The sequence below is a fragment of the Pseudoalteromonas sp. DY56-GL22 genome (assembly GCF_041414715.1).
Taxonomy (GTDB): domain Bacteria; phylum Pseudomonadota; class Gammaproteobacteria; order Enterobacterales; family Alteromonadaceae; genus Pseudoalteromonas; species Pseudoalteromonas simplex.
In genome coordinates this window covers 267,750-286,565 of sequence record NZ_JANHZR010000006.1, presented here as the reverse complement: position 1 = coordinate 286,565, position 18,816 = coordinate 267,750, and the positions used below count along the sequence as shown (strand labels likewise).

Sequence of the window (18,816 nt, the reverse complement as noted above, 5' to 3'; positions counted from 1 at the left end):
TTTCCTTTATTTGTAATTTTGTTTTAGAAGTAGCCGCGAACACCAAGCGCAAAACTGCGCCCAGGACGTGGTGCAATATCTTTTAAGAATGAGCTATGAACGCGGGCTTCTGTGTCCGTTAAGTTAGTGCCTTTTAGGTAAAGTGAGACGTCTTGGTTTAATACCGATAAGTCATAAGAAATACTGGCATCAACAAGGGTATAGCCGTCTGTTGTGGTTTCTTGTTGCGCTATGCGATCTTGCTCTTGGTAGTGTGTAACGTGAATATTTGCTGTTAGGTTTTCGGTTTGATAGCTAAACTCAGTACCAAAACGCAGTGGTGGAGTACGCGGTAAATCTCCGCCGTCTTTTAGGCGAGCGCGTACATAATCTGAGAATAAGTCGACTTTAAATTCGTCGGTTAGCTGCCAAGCAACTTGCGCTTCAAAACCATGTAAAACCACGTCATCTGTTTTAAATAAATAAACAGGTAGCTCAGATGAATGATCGTGCTCATCTTCGTGAGCATGTTCATCGCCATGGTCGTGATCATGACCGCTTTCAGCGTATAGGCCAGTGTTGACCTGGTAATAATAGTTATCTACTTGGTTGTAAAAGGCATTGAAGATAAAGCCAATATCACCTTCGGTTTTACGGAATGTCAGGTCGATATTATTTGCTGTTTCTAAGTCGATAGCCTCTTCTGATAGCTCAAAATGACCATCATGAGTATCGAATAGCGCACCAACTTCATAAGTTGCAGTACCAATGTGTGGGCCGAAAGATAACAGCTCAGAAGCAGATGGAGCACGTTCAGAACGCGATACCGATAAACCTAGGTTATAACCCGGTGTAAAATCCCATACCACCCCTGTTGATAAACTGACCGGTGTAAACTCTTGGGCGACATCAAATACACGTGTGTAGTTTGATTCTTCGTGTCCATGATCATGACCGTGGTCGTGCTCATCACCGTCTTCATCATGTGCATGGGCGCCAATGTCTGGTAAAAGCACATTGTTAGCATCAATAGTAACTCGCTCAACACGGCCACCTAATTGCACTAAAAAATCGCCAAAATGCTTTTCTTCCATAATTGCAAAAGCAATACTTTCAGTAACCGACGGAGGAGTGAAGGCTTCAGAGCCTTGTGCTTCTACATCACTTTTTTTGTAATGAAAGCTAACGCCACCATTCCACTCATCAAATTGGCTATGCAGAATGTCAACGCGCAGCTCATTGGTTTCGTTTTTGAAGGTTGTGCCTACTGCACCGTGTTCGATTTCAGCGTGTTCGTAGTCAGTGTGGCCCGCACGTAAGTTAATTTTGCTTAGCCATTCACTGTCGATATTGTATTCACCAAGTAGCTGGACTTTGGTTTGTTCAAGGTCAGCAAAAACGGCTTCTTCTTCGCTGTGCTCTTCTTCGTGATCATGCTCTTCTTCTTCACCATGAGTATGGCCAGGAATACCGTATTGGCGGTTAAACTGCTCAACCGCAACACCAAGGTAACCTTGCTCAAATAAATAGCTAGTGCCTAAAGTAAAGCCATCTGAGTCTTCATTACTGTTTTCTACTACGTACTTTGAGCTGTGCTCTGTGTCTTCAATATCGGCGGCAACAGGTACTTCGTAATCGTCTGATTCACGCCAGAATGCATCAGCATAAAAGGCAAATGACTCTGTTCCTGTGGTGGCATTAAACGAAGCAACTTTTTGCTCATCTACAGAGTTATGTTCTAGGTTCCATTCACCACGTGTTGTGCTGTCTGTTGGTACTCGACTATCAACTACGTTGACGACACCACCAATTGCACCGCTGCCATAAAAAAGAGTTGCTGGGCCACGTAATACTTCAATTTGCTGCGCTGTTGATGCTTCCGATGCCACTGAGTGATCAGGGCCAACACGTGACACATCACTTACATCTAAGCCATTTTGCGTAATTAAAACACGTGGGCCGCTCAAACCACGGATCACAGGCGTACTGGCAACCTTGGCATGAAAGTTTGTGTTAACGCCCGGTAGTTTTTCGAGGCTATCGCCAAGCGTTGATGCTTGTTGGCGTCTTAATTGTTCGCCAGATAACACACTAACAGGTGAGGCAGATTCCATTGCCGACATATGAATCGGCGTTGCTTCAACATCAATCACTTCAATCGGTGAGCGCTTTAGATTAAAGGTTGCGCTGTGGTCTTGGTCATTGGCAAGTGTGATATCTCGATGTAAGTGAGCATAACCTGGCGCTGAAATATGCAGCTCTTTTAAGCCGTTATTTAAGCCGCTGATTTCAAACTCACCTTTGTCGTTAGTTGTTACTTTTTGATCAGAGCCTTCAAGGTCAACGGTGGCATTTGCAACCGCTTTACCTTGGTTATTTAACACAACGCCTTTGATTGATTGCGCCAAGACACTGGCTGGTAATAACGTCGCTATGACGACAGCTATTTTTGATATGTTATTCATTAGTTACCACTCTTTTAGTACGTTATAATGTATCAATTGTGCTTTAATTGTTATAATGTATCAAGTGTGAATCGATGAATGAGTTTTATTCTTTTTTGTAACAGCATATTTATAGTGAGGTAAATGGAGTGGTTCGGGTTATGAAAGCAGCAAAGTTGGCAGTGATATGCTTTATGGTTGGATGTATTTTTTCAGCTCAAGGGCATCAACACCATCATCATTCACATGGTGAGGGAGTGCTTTTTGTGGTTCATGATCAAGACAAATGGCAGGTTAAGTTCATTTTACCGGCTGGAGATATTTTTGGCTTTGAGCATCAGCCCGAGACAGCTGAGCAAAAGCAAACTATTAAAAAAACATTAGCCAAATTAGCAAATTCACAGCAGCTAGTGATATTTAACGGCGAATGTAAGCTTATTCATGCTAAATTTGAAAACCCATTTGAGCATCACACTCATCATTCACATCAAGACTTAGAAGTTGAATACTCGTTTAGCTGCGATAAGCCCGTTTCTAAAGTCACTGTGACTTTATTTACATGGGCTGAAGCCATATCTGTTATCGAAGCGCAGTGGATCACAGAGCAAGCGCAAGGGATAGCAGAGCTGACAGCTACAAAACCTTATATTGAGTGGCCGCTATGAATAAACAGCGATTAACCAGCACACTTAATAAAGCAAAGCAGGTTTGCCTTGAGCATGGCAGAAAATTCACCATTCAGCGCAAGCAAATACTGCAAATTTTACTAACCACAGACGTGCCGCTATCAGCATACGAGTTGGCCAGTTGCTACAAGCTGCGCACAAGCTCTAGTGTATCTGTTATGTCTGTTTATCGAATCTTGAGCTTTTTGGAGTCGATAAACCTTGTTCGCAGGCTTAATAGTGCTAACAAATATATTGCTTACGGTACCGACAGTGAGGTTTTTAAGCGTGAGATTTCTTTGTTTTTGATTTGCCGTCATTGCCAAAAAGTTGAGACTTTAGCGGTTTCACAAAGTGATGTTGCAAAGCTTTTCCCTCACTTTGCTGATGTGGGCTTTACCTCACAAACAAAGCAATTTGAAATGATGGGGGTATGTAGTGAGTGCCAAGCTAAACTTGCTTGATGCACTTTTAATAATTCATGTGTTCTATTTTTTAGGAATTTTTCAGTGAAATTACAATTAATGATGGATAAGTTTGCCATAGGTTTATCTGCTATGTGTGCGATTCACTGCTTAGCTGTGCCAGTATTATTAGTTTTATTACCAAGTGCCGCTGCACTGGGTTTAGGTAATGAACAATTTCATTTTTGGATGTTGGCAGCTGTGTTGCCAAGTAGCTTATTAGCGCTATTTTTAGGGTGTAAAAAGCACAAGCGTTACCGATTACTTATATTAGGCGTTGTGGGTCTGGCATTATTATTGTCGGCTGTAGTATTAGGTGAAAATGTTATCGGTGAAGCAGGCGAGAAAGTGTTAACTTTATTAGGTTCATTATTTGTGATTGCAGGGCATTGGTTTAATTTTCGCTTATGTAATACAAAAGTAGATGAACACTGCCCTTGTCCTAGCGAATAGCGATAGGTTGCAGAATAAAATTGAGTAATGAGTGTTTAACTGATGACTTTAATTGGAGAGCTTTTTAATCGGCAGATACTTGAATTAGTGCTGATGATAACGATTGCAGCGGTGATCACCGCCTTTATTCCCGCAATAGAAGCTTATAAGCAGGCCCTACATACAAGCTTGTCGGCCAATAAGTGATTGACCAACACGCTTGTTCAGTAAAACTGATTTACTTGTAGAATACTTCTACAGTCCCTTTTACTTTTAATAGTAAAGGTTGGCCACGGCGATCAAGCGCTTTTGGTGAAGCGATTTTGATCCAGCCTTCGCTGATATTGTATTCTTCAACGTCAAAACGCTCTTTGCCGTTAAGTTTTACACCAATTTCATGCTCGAAAACTTCTTCCACATAAAATTTACTACGTGGGTTGATAGAAAGTTGGTTTGGTAATTCTGGTTTTTGTGTATCAGTCATAGTCGCGATCTGCATTGAATAAATTGTGCGCCATTGTAGGCAATAGCTGGCATTGGCTCAAGTATCTACATGGCAATTTTATTGTTTACTCGCAGGCTTGTTCTGAATGCTCTTCACGCATGGCTATGGCTTCACTCTTTTGTCGAAGTCGTGTGTTAAGCAGTAGTCAAAATGACGGGTTAAAAATTAGCAATAAAATGCATTGTTATACTATAACCCATTTTTTATTTATGTTATTTTATAACAAATCATTTTGCTTAATTTCTACAATCAGACCTTATGAAGTACTCAACACTAAGTTTAGCTTTAGCTGCGACGTTTGCAGCGAATACCCATGCAGCTGATAACAGCGATATCGAAACAATCACCATTGAACACAAACAGGCGTTTCGTGGTGATATTCCAACAAAAGATTTACCGCAGTCGATCACCACATTAAGTAAAGACATGATGACTGATAACGGTATTACTAAGTTTCGTGATGCACTGGATTTTTCTGCCAGCATTACTCGCAAGAATAATGGTGGCGCGCTGTGGGATAGCTATTCAATCCGTGGTTTATCAGGTAACGAAAATATGCCGTCTGGGTATTTAGTTAACGGCTTTAGTGGTGGTCGCGGTTTTGCAGGTCCGCGTGATGTATCAAATATTGAGTACATTGAAGTATTAAAAGGACCTGGCTCAGCGCTCTATGGCCGCTCAGAGCCGGGCGGTACCGTAAACATTATTACTAAAAAGCCACAGTTTTATCAGCAAGGGCAACTTCAAGCTGAGTTCGGTAGCGATGATCACAAGCGTATTCAAGGTGATTTCACTAACGGTCTAAGCGATGATTTAGCGTTTCGTATTAATGGTGCATGGCAAGATAGCGACAGCTTCAGAGGCTATGTACACCACGACAAATTCGTGATTACGCCTTCGCTTTATTATCAAATCAACGATAACTCATCGCTGACTTATGAGTTTGAGTATGTTGACCAACAGCAAATGTATGACCGCGGTATTGTGGTGTTAAATGGTGATTTTGATACCGTGCCTGAGTCACGTTTTTTAGGTAACCCAAATGATGCACCAACTAAGGTGCACTCGCGCGGTCATCAATTAAATTACAGCAATGATCTAAACCAAGATTGGAGCTTGTTATTAGGTGCGAGTTACCGTACTGCAACGTTAACGGGTTATTCGTCAGATGCTGAGCTGTCACCATCGCGCCAGTCATTATTTGATGATGGCAGAACCTTAACTCGCCAACACAGATACCGTGACTATGAATCTGATGATTTATCGTTGCGCTTTGAATTAAGCGGTCACTTTGATGTTGCCGGTATTACTAACCATGTACTAATTGGTGTGGATGGTTACGACTATGAGCTGCGCACTGGGCTTTATCGCTACCGTGGTGGTAATGGCACTTACACCATTGATATTTATGAGCCAGAGTACAGCACTACTGAAGGCCCTGAAGTGGGCATGCAGTACGAAAATAACGAACAGCAAAATGCGTACGGTATTTATCTGCAAAATCAGCTCGATCTAACCGATAACTTAAAAGTGATGTTAGGTCTGCGTTTTGATGAAATTGAACAAGATATTTTTGAAACTAAGTCTGGTGTTGCATCAAACAGCAAAGAAAATCGCATTAGTCCACGTTTTGGTGTGGTTTACGCACTTAATGACGACGTTAACCTTTACTCAAGCTATTCAGAAGGCTTTTTACCACTGAGCGGCACCGATGCCGAAGGTAATCCATTCGGTTTTGAAGAAAGTGACTCGTTTGAAGTGGGTATTAAATTTAGCTACGCCAATATCAGCGGTACGCTTGCTTATTTTGATGCGAGCAAGAGCAACATGCTGGTGGCAGATCCAGTAAATGTGGGCTATTCAACACCTGTAGGTAAAGCAAATAGCACAGGTTTTGAGTTAGATTTAACAGGTTCATTGGGTGACAAGACCGAGTACACCCTATCTTATGCCTATGTGGATGCCGAGACTGCAACAGATAGTCTAAATGTTGACTGGTTAGTGCCAATTCCTAAGGGCAGTCCACTTGTGAACGTACCAAAGAATAACCTTTCGATTGGCTTAAACCATGATCTGAATGTATTCGCACAAGAAATAAAGATTGGTGGTCATTATCAATATGTGTCTGACCGTTTAGGCGACCCAGCTGATCTCACCTTCCGATTACCGAGTTACCAAACGGTTGGTTTATTTGCTAAATGGCGAGCGACAGAACGTACGACAGTATCACTGAATGTCGATAACGTGTTTGATGAGCAGTATATTGCCAGTTCTTACAATGCATTGTGGGCCTACCCGGGTGCGCCGACGCAATTTAAACTTGGCGTAAGTTATGACTTCTGAGCAAGTTAAAAGCCGTATTCATAGTATCGACATCATGCGTGGTGTCGTTATTCTGCTGATGTTACTTGATCATGTGCGAGAGCGGTTTTTCTTGCACATGCAGGTGGCCGATCCCATGGTGGTTGATACCACTTCGCCGGGGCTTTTTTGGAGCCGCTTTGCTGCACACTTTTGTGCGCCAACCTTTATCTTCTTAACTGGTTTGTCGGCGTGGCTTTATAGTCACCCAGCAAGTGGCGTGGCGCGTTCAGCACGCAGCTTTTTAATCAAGCGAGGGCTATTTTTAATCGCCCTCGAAGTGACACTGATTTGTTTTTCGTGGATGGGTTACTACCACACCATTTGGCTACAAGTGATGTGGGCGATTGGCCTTTGTATGCTGGTGTTAGCAGCATTGATTAAGCTGCCATGCAACCTATTGCTGGTGCTTGGTTTAGTTATTGTATTTGGCCATAACTTACTGACGCCAATCAGCTTTACGCCCGATGAGTTTGGTTACTCGCTGTGGACGATTTTGCATGATCGAGGCTATCTATCACAAGGTGGTTTAATCGACGTCAAAATTAGCTACCCAGTGCTGCCTTGGATTGGCGTAATTTTGTTGGGTTACTGTGCAGGTCCTTTATATGCGCATACTCAATCGGCGGATTCACGTAAACGAGCATTGCTGCTGTTAGCGCTGTTATGTGTGGGGTTATTTGCGCTGCTGCGTGGGTTTAATATCTATGGTGAAACTTTGCCATGGCAAACGTTTAGCACCACAACCGAAACCGTGATGTCGGTGTTTAATGTGACTAAGTACCCACCGTCACTGAGCTTTTTGTTGATCACGTTAGCAGGCATGTTTGTAGGCTTGTGGTTATTTGAAAGACCACTCAACCGCTTTACTAATGCGCTACGTGTATTTGGCTCTGTGCCTATGTTCTTTTATATTTTCCACCTCTATGTACTGCTATTTATGTATCAAATAGGCATGCTGATCTGGGGGGCAAATCAAGGGCAATATTTAGGAGTCAGTGATATATCAGGTATTTGGTTTATTACTTTATTGTTGGCAATAGGGCTTTATTGGCCAACCAAGAAGTTTAGTGAATACAAGCGTAAGGCTAACAAGCCTTGGTTAAAGTATTTATAACGAAAAATGCCGATATGTTAAACATATCGGCATTACTTAACTATCCTAATTAACTCGTCCTTAGTTAATCTGAGATCTTTTACGACGAAGTGCCATCAGTGGTGCAACTGCTAGTAGTAACCAGCCGAATGAACCGCTTGATGATTTCTTGTCTTTTTCAATTTCTGTCTCTGGGATTACTGCCTCAGGGAAAGTACAGCTACCATTGTCAGTATTGGCGTTTTCATCATAGTTAGTTGCTGAGCTGTCAGTACAGCCAAGCTCTTCACCATCAGACATCACTGATAATACAAATGAGCTCATTGCTGCATCAGTTGGGTTAACGTTGTCGCTAACCTTTACTGTTACATCAATATCACCATGGAAGTGCGCCGCAGGTGTAATAGTCACAGTGCTACCTGAAGTGTGACCAGATACTTCATAAGTGAAGTTTTCACCTAACACCTCGATTTGGTTGCTCACTTGGTTTTCGTCAGCATAAAGCACGTCAAAACTAATCGTTTCGTTCTCTGCGACCGACATATCAGTTAAGCCTGCCATTTCTAGGTTACCGATAACTTCAAGCTCAAGGGTGATGGTTTCATCATCTGCACCTTCTAAGCCGTTCACTAAGGTTAGTTGGTGAGTTTGGTTTGCTGCTTGTTCACCAATATAAGCCTGGAATTTTACGTCAAACTTAGAGATTTCAGGGCCTGTGTAGTCAAGACACACAACTAGGTCGTCGTGTAAAACTTCATCCATATTATTAAAGCCTAGCTTGTTACCGATATTTAAATCGATGGGTATGTCACCACTTATGAAGGCTCTGCCATCAGCGGCTTTTAGGCCAATAGAGCCCTGAGCATCGGCTAGATTAATATTGTCATACGCAAATAGTAGCTCATACTCACCTGGTTCATAATCAATCCCCATTCGCATAAACATCTCTACATCAATAAGTTGACCTTCGGTGTTGCTGCGTTGAATGTTATCCCATTCAAGTACTAACCACTCACGTGAAACTGTGTAAGTAGGGGTAATACCTGCATTGGCATCATAGTTACCATAACCACCGTCCACACGCTCTGGGATCATGTTGTCACCAACCCAGAAAGGAGCGATAAGGTATGGCGGCGGAGGCGGCTGAGTGTAACCTTCTGGTAGGTCAACATGAAATGGTGATGTGCGACCTTGCGAACCAAATGTTACTAAGCCTGCGGGGTTGAGCTTTATAGCATCAAAGTGATACTTATTAAAAAATGGAAATGACACATCTAGATCTGTGTTCATTAGTTCTTTAAACGAGTACTCAAACTCATTGTAATATTGACCTTCAACTCCCTCAAGTGTTCGCCAGCCAAGTTCTCTTAGCTCTAAATAGTGAGGATCAGGCGAATGAGCCGCGGTTAATGAGCACATTTCATCGGTGATATTGGTAGTAATATTATAATTTCGGCCTACATCTTTTGTGGTTTCTTGTATGCCTACTAACGAAAGCATATTGTTATCTAACACTGGTTCAACAGGCGTTGAGTGTGTTGCAACAAGGCTATCAGGTATAATATTGATCCCATTAGGGAATTCTGTATTGAGCGCAAATTGACGTGCTTCATCCTCATTATTGGCAATGACACTAATTTCAAAGTCGACTAAATCACCGACAAATGTTTTTTCTTTGCTCGCCTTAAAAGTAACGTCCTTATCAACTTGCTCGATGATCACAGGTACAAAACCAAGATTGCCAATATCTTCTGGATTACTACCGATATCAAAGCCACCGAAGTAGATATCTCCTACTTCCATATCAGGTAAATTGTATGCAAGGTCAAGCTCAAAGTTATCGTAACCTGCTACGCTACTTGGTCCTGTAACAGTAAGTGAGCCATTGTCAGAGGTTGTAATTGCGGTTGCAAATGAAACTTCTATTCCTTCATCTACTTCATCGTAATCGTAGTTTTGCAAGTTCATATACAGAGTAAAATATTCACCTGCTTCAGGGTCTACAATGTTACAGAAGTTAGTTAGGGTGTAGCTAGTTGACATACATAGCGTTTCTTCAAAAGACGCAATGCCATCACCATTACTATCTTTACCCATAAACACCAATACGCGAGATTGTTCATTCATAACACTGGCGCTCAGCATTTTTGCGTCTTCTGGTACAGTGGTCCACTGAATGTGGTTGTTGTTTACAGCTTCACCGTCGACATCAACGCTATCGAATGGGTCGCCTGGTGTGGTGTCGTTGAATAGGTGTACGGTTTCAACTTGGCCTTTTACTAAGCCGTACGATTGTGTGGTTAGGTTGCTGATTTCACCCGTATTGAAAGGTCCTACTTTCATTGTCGCAGAGCGTCGGTGTGCGTCAATTTGAATAAATTCAGGTAAACCGGTGTCACCGGCAAATGTCCACACTGGCATTTCTAGAATCGGTGACTCAGGGTTATTAGAAGTCATGACGACTTGACCTTGATTGCCCGTGTAATCAATTAACTCTTGCGGCGTTGCTTGTTGGCTTGCTTCCACAGTAACAATGATACTTTGTGTTTCGCCTGCTTTAATATCAAAGTTGCTTGGCTCAACACTAATTTTGCTATTACCAATCCAGTTTTCGGTATGTAGAGTCCAGCTTGCGTCTTCAGTTGCTGTAAAGGTTCTGATAAATGTACATTTAAAGCCGCAGTCATTATCAACCATGTAAGCCGTGTTTAATGCTTTTTCGCGGCCACCAAGACTTGGGTTTGCAGCAGCCATGTTAGCAATGCTTTCATCAAGCAATAAGCCTGTTTTATCTGCTCGCTCAACTTGCATTTTACCCGCACCCATTTCAGCAAGTGCTGCATCAAAGCCATCGTCTGCATAGTTGTTTAAGTATTGAGCAACTCCTAGCTGATTATTTGCAGTTAACATCAATGCAGATTGAATTTGCATTGGCGACCAGTCAGGATGAGATTGTTTTAACAATGCTGCCGCGCCTGCAACGTGTGGGCTCGCCATTGATGTACCAGACATAGATTGCCAATCTGAAGTTGCAGGATTATTTGTAAACGGTTGATCGTCTGATGATGGTGCGTAAATATCGACCCCAGGGGCTGCTACATCAACGAGTAAAGTATCAAAGCCAAAGTATGATGGACCACGACCAGAGAAATAAGCAATGCGGTCTTTATCCACAGCGTCTACGGTGCCCTCGGTTGCTTCAATGGTGCCTACGTGGCTGTCGCCTACGCTCAACCATTCTAGTAAGCTTGTACCATCAACATTTTTAATATGTATTGTAGGGATTGGGTAGGAAATAGAAGGAATAGTATAGCGATCATAAAAGGCACTTTGGTTATACACGATGAGGCCTTCAGCACCGCCCGCTTGTACATTTAATGATTTAGAATATAACGGATAAGAGCTGCGCTTACATACCACAATGACATCTTGTGCGCTTTCGTCAATAGCGGTTGCAGGATCATCAACTAAATCAAATGTACCTTCAGGGAATGGTTTGTCACAGTTAGCAAGTGCATAGCTAGAACTTTCATTCGGATTTTCAAAATCAGTCGCAGCAACAATTAAACCTGTTAACTCGTTAAAGTTGACACCAGCACCTTCAAAAGGACCTGGCGCTGAATTATCACCACCAGTTAAGTTTTTAAGTTGTTTATTGCCAAAGTTAACTTTGCTTGCAGGACTATATGCTGCAACAGTGGTAACCCAAGGAGAAGAGTGATCGGCTGTTGAATACTCAGGGCCGCTGTTACCTGCCGCTACAGCGACAAATACACCACTTTCGGCTGCATTCATGAACGCTTGCTCAATTGGATCGCTCCATGGATCTTCTTCAAGACCGCCTAATGAAGCATTAAGTACATCAACATTATCAATGGCAGCTTGTTCAACGGCGGCTAAAATAGCGCTTGTTGGACAGCCTGCGTATGGGTCGCCAGAATTACCCGGCCAACATACTTGATATGAAATGATATTGGCATGGGGTGCCATACCTGATACTTGCGGGAAAGTTACATTGGTTTCTAAACCTGATGATTGGCTTTCATACTCAGTCAGTTTGTAAGGAATATCGTATAGGATATTACCCGCTGCTGTACCAGCAACGTGTGAGCCATGGCTATGATAGTCTTCACCATTTTCTGGGCGAGTCTCTTCAAATACCGAATCCACATAAGCTGCGGTGATCTCAGGATAAGAATAAACACCAATTAGCTTGTCGTTACACAGATCAGCAAATTCAGCGGTTGCACAGTCACCTAGGTACTTGTCGCCTAGTGGGTTGGTGTGAGTGTAGCCATCGTCGCCTACTGCTGCGAATGATGGGTGATCGGTATTGATACCTGTATCTATGATACCTACAACCGTGCCTTCACCTTTGTTGCTGCTAGGATTGCTAGCACTTGCGCTCCAAAGTGCAGAAGCACCTGTTTGTTCAATGGTATTAAAGGTATTTAGGCTGTAGATTTTTGAGCGAGTGATTTTCTTCACGCCAGCCACTTTAGCTAGGCGCTTCGCTTCATCTTGTGTCATTTTGGTGGTGAAACCGTTTAATGTCACATTAAATGTGCGCTCAACATTTAGTTGTAAGCCTTGTTGGCTCATTGCTGTATTAACAACTGATTGGCGCTTACTTGCTAGGTGATTAGCGTAGCTTGCAATAACAGGCTGCGTCATATTAAGCGTTGAGCGCGTTGAGCGCGTTGATGCTTGTTGCGTCTGCATTACTACATCTTTTGTGCTTGTAAGCCCTTTAATACCACCTTGGTAAGTTGAAATAGGTGCATCGTCCAGTTGCACGATATAAGTTTGAATACCACTAACATTTTTCTCTGGTGTGAAAACGCGGCTTTGTTTTTTAACTGTGTTGTTAACCTTGTCTTCCCACACAAATTCATTGCTAACGGTTTGCTTTGGCGCATAGCCTGCCGGCTGTTCTGGCCATACTTGGTCATTTAGCGCAGCAGCAGACGTACCTACACCTAAGTAAAGTGCAGATGCGACCATCACTGATACTTTTTTCATATTGAACATGTGATCTAACTTCCCATGGATTTTATTTTTTTGGGGCAATTCCTAGCGGAATAGCAAGTTGGCTTGTAGTTATATGAATTGAAATACAAACTAAATGTTATGGTATAACAAATCTTTTTTAACCAACAAACGAGCGGTTTTGGCGAAAAGCTATAAACATTGGGTTTTTCGCTTAAAAACCTTGCTGAATGGTTAAATATGTATGTGTTTTCATCAATAAAACGTGAATAAATGGTTCACTTTGATACAGATTGATACATTTCTATAAAGGAGAGGCGGGCCTAAATAGGATACTTGCTCTTGCTCCGCTTAAGGTTTGCGCGTTATCTAGGCTAAACTTTGCGTTATTCCACAGGCATAGCTGCTTAACGATTGATAAGCCAAGGCCAACACCTTGGTAGCCTGTTTGGTGCACCGAAGCGGTTTTAGAAAATGGCTGCATAAGGCTGACGCGCTTGTGTTCTGGGATCCCCGGACCATCATCTTCAATCACTAACAAAGTGCCGTTTTTGCATTGTGAAAGCTTGATAAGAATTTGCGTTTTAGCAAAGCGAACCGCATTCCCGAGTAAGTTTTGCAATAAGCGTTGAAAGCTTTGTTTATCAACGCAAATTGCTGTTAATTCGCAGTCAAGACGAATAGCCAAAGGACAATAGCTTTGGAACTTAGTAATGCAGGGCTGTAATAGTGCGTCTGGGCAGTAGTCTTTCACTAGCAAGGCGGGTTCACATTGTTCAAGCTCGGCATAGGTTAAAAACTCTTCGACTAATAGCTCAAGTTCAATAATGTCTTGCAACACACTGTGTCGGTAAGCGTTGTTATCAACGACTGCTTCGAGGGCGAATTTAGCCCGTGATATAGGCGTTAAAAAGTCATGGGAAACAGCATTGATCAATTCGCGTTGGCTTTGATTCCGGTTATGAAGTGCTAATGCCATGTCATCAAAGGTATCGCCAATGCTCTTTAGCAGGCTAAAACGTGTGAAGTGCACTTGTGCTGTAAAGTCGGCGTTAGATATTTTACTACTGGCTTTGCGTAGCTTATTTAAGTCAAACAGCAGTGGACCTGTAAAAATCACCACAGCTAAGGCAAGGCTAGAGTAAAACAGTAGGCTTACTAAAGACTGATAACCCTGATCAGCAGGCTGGCTGTAGGGGCCAATGCTTAATAAGGTGTGCCTGTCATCAGCTAACTTATGAAAGTAAAGGTTGCTATTGGCATCGTTAACACTAATTACTTGACCTGCTAAAAGTGATGCCTGTAGTTGTTCGCCAAGGTAAAAGTTTGCAAGAGGTGTGTGTTTTATAGCAGGATTATTGGGCGTAAGGCTTAAGATGCTTTCTGCTAATTGCTGTTCTGTACTGTAGCTCGGTGGGCTTGGAAAATAGGTTTCTAGTAACCAAGCGGCACTCCCTAGACAAACTGCTAGCGTTAAATACAAATAGCAAAATAGGCGTAGCAAACTGCATTACCCCCATGCTTGTGGAGAAAAAATATATCCTTTGCCCCAAACGGTTACAATTTTTTGTGCTGGCACCGCTTCGTCACCGAGCTTTTTGCGTAAGCGGCTAATGCGGCCATCGATAGTGCGGCTTTGACCATCGTATTTACGGCCAATGGTGCCATCAAATAATTGGTCTCGACTGACCAACTGACCCGCTGATTGAGCTAGTTGGATCAGTATTTCGAACTCTGCACTGGTTAGTTCAAGTGGTTGGCTATACAAGTAAGCCTCGCGCTGAATGGTATTAATGCTTAAAGAACCAAAGCGAATGTTATGGGCGTTGTGAGTGGTACTTGTTGGCTTTACAGCTAGGCTGCGGCGAATGGTATTGTTAATTCGCGCTAATAAAATTGACGGGGAAACGGGTTTGGTTAGGTAATCATCGGCGCCTAGTTCAAGGCCAGTGATATGATCGACTTGGCTCTGCCTTGCAGTCATAAAAATAATGGGTGTATCTTGGACTTGTTTTAGCTCTTTAAATACCTCAAAACCATCTTCTGAACCTAATCCGATATCTAGCAAAATTAAATCGTATTTCTTACTGCTTGCTTGGTAACAAGCATGGCAACCACTGTCAAAATGTTCAATGATATAACCATGATTACTTAAATAATTAGAAACTAGCTGGGCAAGTTTTAAATCATCTTCAATGTATAAAATAGTATGCTGGCTCATCAAAAAATACTCCATGCGATATCACGACGACGTTTTTTTACGTGCTGGTGGAATAAACTAATTTCAGTGCTTTCTAAGGGTTCGAGCTGTTCGCTGAGTAGCTCTAACACAATGTTGCGATTGTTTTGCACTGTGATTGCAAAGTTCTGTCCTTGGCTTGGTTTATGGCAGAATAGTCTAATTTGTTGATCAGTAACGCGAATGCACACTGTTTTGCTGACTTCGGTGTACCAATTAATCGAGACATCCATCACACAGTCTTGCTCTGCCGTCACACAGTTTTCTGGTGATACTTCAATGTAGCCTGCTTTTGCGAATGTGCTGTCGATATATACGAGGCTACAGATGAGTAAAAATGAGAGAAGCTTGCTAAGTAACATCATTAGAAATTCCATGCAAAGCCAGCATAAAAAGACAGTAAGTTGCTGTCATTGATAAGGGGGCTATCGGCGATACCTGATGATAAGCGTTGGTATTTTATATCGCTTATAAATTGCCATTGTTGATTAAATTGATATTGGTAACTGGCTTTAAGGCTATATTTTTGACTAGAGCGACCTAAATAAGGGCTAAATCCAGCGCCCATTTCTTGCAACGCACTACCATAGTAGTAATCCACTAAACCAGCACTTAAATGCTGTAACTCTACGCCGAGCAAAACCAGATGTTGATCAAATAAAAACAAGCGCTGTGCAGACAATGCGCCTTGTAACCCTTTGTGATAGTTGGTGAGTTCCATTGACCAATACGCGCTAAAACGCCAGTTTTGCCAGTCAACGATTGCTTCAATACCGCTCATGGCCGACAGTTTACGTTTTGATATTTTAGTAATATCACCGCGGCGTTTTATCACCACTGGTGTTTCGACACCTGAACCAGGTGGTGGTGGCGTCATTGAGGGGCGACCGCTAGCTGTTCTAACCGCGGCTAATATAGCTGAATGCTTAGTAAAATATAGGCCATCCTCATTAAGTTGGGTGAATAACGACACTTGATAGTTATTGCCCCACACGGGGGTCCAAGCAAACTGAGTATTTGCAAATGAAAAGTCACCGGCAAATAGCTCAATACGCGGTAGGGCATAAAGAGGAATATCGTCTTTTTTATAAACTGGGTTGGCGAGCTGACCATAGCCTAAGCTTACTCCAAGGCTTACTCCTTCATCTGCTAAATACGCAGAATCAGTGCTACTTGCCATTGGTGAAAGGCAAAATGCACTAATTAGAAATAAAACTCGTAGCCCAAGTGAGCAACTACCTAGAACAGTCACAAATAAACAACCTAAATGAAAAATCTCGTTAACATTAAGTTGTTATTAATGGCTTGAACAATGAAATAATGTACCAAATTGTAGCAAAGTCTGGCTCTTGTAATCTAAATTAGTTAAGGGAATTGCTTGATAAATAAGCATATTTCACTACTTTTGCTTGGTTATTTTGAGCGGTGTTTTCATTTCTTTAGTTAGAAAAAGTTATTAACGATAAAATGGTGTTAAAACCTGCGCTTAGCGGTACAAAATGGGCCTAAATACACGTCATTACTGGCATAGCGCTTTATTAAGTTGCTATTTGAGTGAGTTTTTGCGATATTATTTATATTATAATATTAACAGGAAGCCAATAAGATGACTCTGCCTAGTTCTCAATCTGCAAATGCTATTCGCATACTTGCTGTCGATGCCGTTCAACAAGCTAACTCTGGCCACCCAGGTGCGCCTATGGGTATGGCTGATATTGCAGCTGTATTGTGGCAAAACTTTCACCGCCATAACCCATTAAACCCAGACTGGTCTAACCGTGACCGCTTTGTGTTGTCAAATGGTCATGGTTCAATGCTTCAATATGCATTGTTACACCTAAGCGGTTATGACGTAAGCATCGAAGATATTAAGCAATTCCGTCAGCTTCACTCTAAAACACCGGGTCACCCAGAATACGGTTACACACCGGGTGTTGAAACAACTACGGGCCCATTAGGTTCTGGCATTGCTAACGCAGTTGGTATGGCAATCGCTGAAAAAACCTTAGCGGCGCAATTCAATAAGCCACAATTTGATATTGTTGATCACTTCACTTACTGCTTTATGGGTGATGGCTGTTTAATGGAAGGTATCTCGCACGAAGCATGTTCGCTGGCAGGTACATTAGGCCTAGGCAAGCTAATCGCATTTTGGGATGACAATGGCATCTCTATCGATGGTGAAGTAGAAGGTTGGTTCACCGACGATACACCTGCACGTTTTGAATCTTACGGTTGGCAAGTTATCCGTGATGTTGATGGTCACGATATGAATGCAATTGCGGGTGCAATCGAAGCGGCACAAAGCAACACCACGCAACCAACATTAATCTGTTGTAAAACAGTGATTGGTTTTGGCTCGCCAAATAAATCAGGTAGCCACGACTGTCACGGTGCACCACTGGGTCACGACGAAATCGCTGCTGTACGTGAGCAGTTAAACTGGCCACATCCAGCATTTGAAGTTCCACAAGAAGTTTATAACGAGTGGAATAATCAAGCGAAAGGCCAAGAGCTTGAAGGTGCATGGCAGCAAAAGTTTGCAGCTTATAGCAAAGCACACCCTGAACTAGCAAAAGAATACACACGTCGTGTTCTTGAAAAAGCATTACCAGCTAACTTCGCTGAATTAGCTGATGAGTACATTGCTAAATGCCAAGCCGACATGCAAAACATTGCGACACGTAAAGCATCACAAAATGCGATCACCTTCTTTGCTAACCAGCTTCCTGAACTAATGGGTGGCTCTGCTGACCTTGCTGGTTCTAACTTAACCTTATGGCCAGAAGCAAAAGGTTTACAAGATGCAGCTGATGGTAACTACGTGTTCTATGGCGTACGTGAGTTTGGTATGAGCGCAATCATGAATGGCATAGCATTACATGGTGGCTTTATCCCATTTGGCGCAACCTTCTTAATGTTTATGGAATACGCACGTAATGCCGTACGTATGGCTGCATTAATGAAAGCGCAGAGCATTTTTGTGTATACCCATGACTCTATCGGTCAAGGTGAAGATGGTCCTACTCACCAACCAATCGAGCAAATCGCTAATCTTCGCATGACACCAAACATGACTGCATGGCGTCCGTGTGATGAAACTGAAACAGCGGTAGCTTGGCGCCAAGCGTTATTAAAAGAAACAGGCCCAAGTTCACTGATCTTCAGCCGTCAGGGTACCAAAGCAATGGCACGTGATGCACAGCAAGTTGCTGATATTGCAAAAGGGGGTTATGTACTTGTTGATAGCGAACAAGCTGCAGAGCTTATCCTTATTGCAACAGGTTCTGAGGTAGAGTTAGCTGTGAATGCTGCTGCTGAGCTAAAAGCACAAGGCAAACAAGTTCGCGTGGTATCTATGCTATCAACGAATCAGTTTGATAGCCAAGATAAAGCATACCGTCAAAGCGTGTTACCAGCGGGTACACCTAAGATTGCTGTTGAAGCTGCACACCGTGACTTCTGGTTCAAGTATGTTGGCCAAGATGGTGATGTACTAGGCATGGACACATTTGGTGAATCAGCGCCTGGCGCAGTATTGCTTGAGCACTTTGGTTTCACAGTGGCAAATCTAGTTGCAAAAGCAAACGCATTACTTGCTGAATAAAATGACTGGTAAAAAATTATTGTAATCGCAACACG

The 18,816-nt window shown here is 42.5% G+C and carries 13 protein-coding genes; 6 read left to right on the top strand and 7 right to left on the bottom strand.

The genetic code is table 11. The features are described from left to right. Positions 1–23: 23 nt before the first annotated feature. On the bottom strand, positions 24–2,444 hold the full coding sequence (locus tag NO991_RS14955) for a TonB-dependent receptor domain-containing protein (protein ID WP_300543292.1): 2,421 nt from the start codon (positions 2,442–2,444) through the stop codon (positions 24–26). A gap of 140 nt (positions 2,445–2,584) precedes the next feature. Here NO991_RS14955 and NO991_RS14950 point away from each other — a divergent pair, with 140 nt between their 5' ends. Genes NO991_RS14950 through NO991_RS14940 form a run of 3 tightly spaced genes read left to right on the top strand, consistent with a single transcriptional unit; the run spans position 2,585 to position 4,005 of the window. Beyond that, on the top strand, positions 2,585–3,088 hold the full coding sequence (locus NO991_RS14950) for a DUF2796 domain-containing protein (protein ID WP_300359999.1): 504 nt from the start codon (positions 2,585–2,587) through the stop codon (positions 3,086–3,088). Further along, positions 3,085–3,552: a Fur family transcriptional regulator gene (locus NO991_RS14945; protein ID WP_194442498.1), complete on the top strand. Its 468-nt coding sequence runs from the start codon at positions 3,085–3,087 to the stop codon at positions 3,550–3,552. The genes NO991_RS14950 and NO991_RS14945 overlap by 4 nt, the downstream gene beginning before the upstream one ends. A 45-nt stretch (positions 3,553–3,597) precedes the next feature. Continuing rightward, positions 3,598–4,005 (top strand): MerC domain-containing protein, encoded by a 408-nt coding sequence (locus NO991_RS14940; protein WP_300360001.1) that lies wholly within the window; start codon positions 3,598–3,600, stop codon positions 4,003–4,005. Between the two features lie 217 nt (positions 4,006–4,222). Here the strand turns inward: NO991_RS14940 and NO991_RS14935 are convergent, their stop codons facing one another. Further along, a complete protein-coding gene (locus NO991_RS14935; RefSeq protein WP_171040424.1) occupies positions 4,223–4,468 on the bottom strand; it encodes a DUF3297 family protein in 246 nt (81 codons plus the stop codon). A 279-nt stretch (positions 4,469–4,747) separates the two neighbouring features. Between NO991_RS14935 and NO991_RS14930 the strand changes: the two genes are divergently transcribed. Both NO991_RS14930 and NO991_RS14925 read left to right on the top strand, forming a co-directional pair. After that, positions 4,748–6,832 carry a TonB-dependent siderophore receptor gene (locus NO991_RS14930; protein WP_300581813.1) on the top strand — a complete coding sequence of 695 codons (2,085 nt, stop codon included), beginning with the start codon at positions 4,748–4,750 and terminating at the stop codon, positions 6,830–6,832. Beyond that, a complete protein-coding gene (locus NO991_RS14925) occupies positions 6,822–7,967 on the top strand; it encodes a DUF1624 domain-containing protein (protein ID WP_371352151.1) in 1,146 nt (381 codons plus the stop codon). Before NO991_RS14930 ends, NO991_RS14925 begins: the two co-directional genes overlap by 11 nt. A 60-nt stretch (positions 7,968–8,027) precedes the next feature. On the opposite strand, the gene NO991_RS14920 is transcribed toward NO991_RS14925, so the two are convergent. The 5 genes from NO991_RS14920 to NO991_RS14900 form a co-directional block, all read right to left on the bottom strand. Beyond that, positions 8,028–12,977, bottom strand: coding sequence for a S8 family serine peptidase (locus tag NO991_RS14920; RefSeq protein ID WP_371352150.1), 4,950 nt, complete (start codon positions 12,975–12,977; stop codon positions 8,028–8,030). 262 nt (positions 12,978–13,239) lie between these two features. Then, entirely contained in the window at positions 13,240–14,439 is a 1,200-nt protein-coding gene (locus NO991_RS14915; RefSeq protein ID WP_300361191.1) for an ATP-binding protein, read from the bottom strand. 6 nt (positions 14,440–14,445) lie between these two features. Continuing rightward, on the bottom strand, positions 14,446–15,156 hold the full coding sequence (locus NO991_RS14910) for a response regulator transcription factor (RefSeq protein ID WP_166341275.1): 711 nt from the start codon (positions 15,154–15,156) through the stop codon (positions 14,446–14,448). Continuing rightward, on the bottom strand, positions 15,156–15,539 hold the full coding sequence (locus NO991_RS14905) for a DUF3019 domain-containing protein (protein WP_171043862.1): 384 nt from the start codon (positions 15,537–15,539) through the stop codon (positions 15,156–15,158). Before NO991_RS14905 ends, NO991_RS14910 begins: the two co-directional genes overlap by 1 nt. Beyond that, entirely contained in the window at positions 15,539–16,426 is an 888-nt protein-coding gene (locus NO991_RS14900) for a MipA/OmpV family protein (RefSeq protein WP_300361196.1), read from the bottom strand. Before NO991_RS14900 ends, NO991_RS14905 begins: the two co-directional genes overlap by 1 nt. Before the next feature lie 354 nt (positions 16,427–16,780). Between NO991_RS14900 and tkt the strand changes: the two genes are divergently transcribed. Further along, positions 16,781–18,781, top strand: coding sequence for a transketolase (gene tkt / locus NO991_RS14895; RefSeq protein WP_300543891.1), 2,001 nt, complete (start codon positions 16,781–16,783; stop codon positions 18,779–18,781). The last annotated feature ends 35 nt before the right edge of the window (positions 18,782–18,816 follow it).

Bases quoted from the DNA above. Each gene is read 5' to 3' on its own strand.
- NO991_RS14920 (WP_371352150.1), bottom strand. From the start codon at position 12,977: ATGTTCAATATGAAAAAAGTATCAGTGATGGTCGCATCTGCACTTTAC.
- NO991_RS14955 (WP_300543292.1), bottom strand. From the start codon at position 2,444: ATGAATAACATATCAAAAATAGCTGTCGTCATAGCGACGTTATTACCA.
- NO991_RS14910 (WP_166341275.1), bottom strand. From the start codon at position 15,156: ATGAGCCAGCATACTATTTTATACATTGAAGATGATTTAAAACTTGCC.
- NO991_RS14925 (WP_371352151.1), top strand. From the start codon at position 6,822: ATGACTTCTGAGCAAGTTAAAAGCCGTATTCATAGTATCGACATCATG.
- NO991_RS14950 (WP_300359999.1), top strand. From the start codon at position 2,585: ATGAAAGCAGCAAAGTTGGCAGTGATATGCTTTATGGTTGGATGTATT.
- NO991_RS14905 (WP_171043862.1), bottom strand. From the start codon at position 15,539: ATGATGTTACTTAGCAAGCTTCTCTCATTTTTACTCATCTGTAGCCTC.
- NO991_RS14945 (WP_194442498.1), top strand. From the start codon at position 3,085: ATGAATAAACAGCGATTAACCAGCACACTTAATAAAGCAAAGCAGGTT.
- NO991_RS14930 (WP_300581813.1), top strand. From the start codon at position 4,748: ATGAAGTACTCAACACTAAGTTTAGCTTTAGCTGCGACGTTTGCAGCG.
- NO991_RS14935 (WP_171040424.1), bottom strand. From the start codon at position 4,468: ATGACTGATACACAAAAACCAGAATTACCAAACCAACTTTCTATCAAC.
- tkt (WP_300543891.1), top strand. From the start codon at position 16,781: ATGACTCTGCCTAGTTCTCAATCTGCAAATGCTATTCGCATACTTGCT.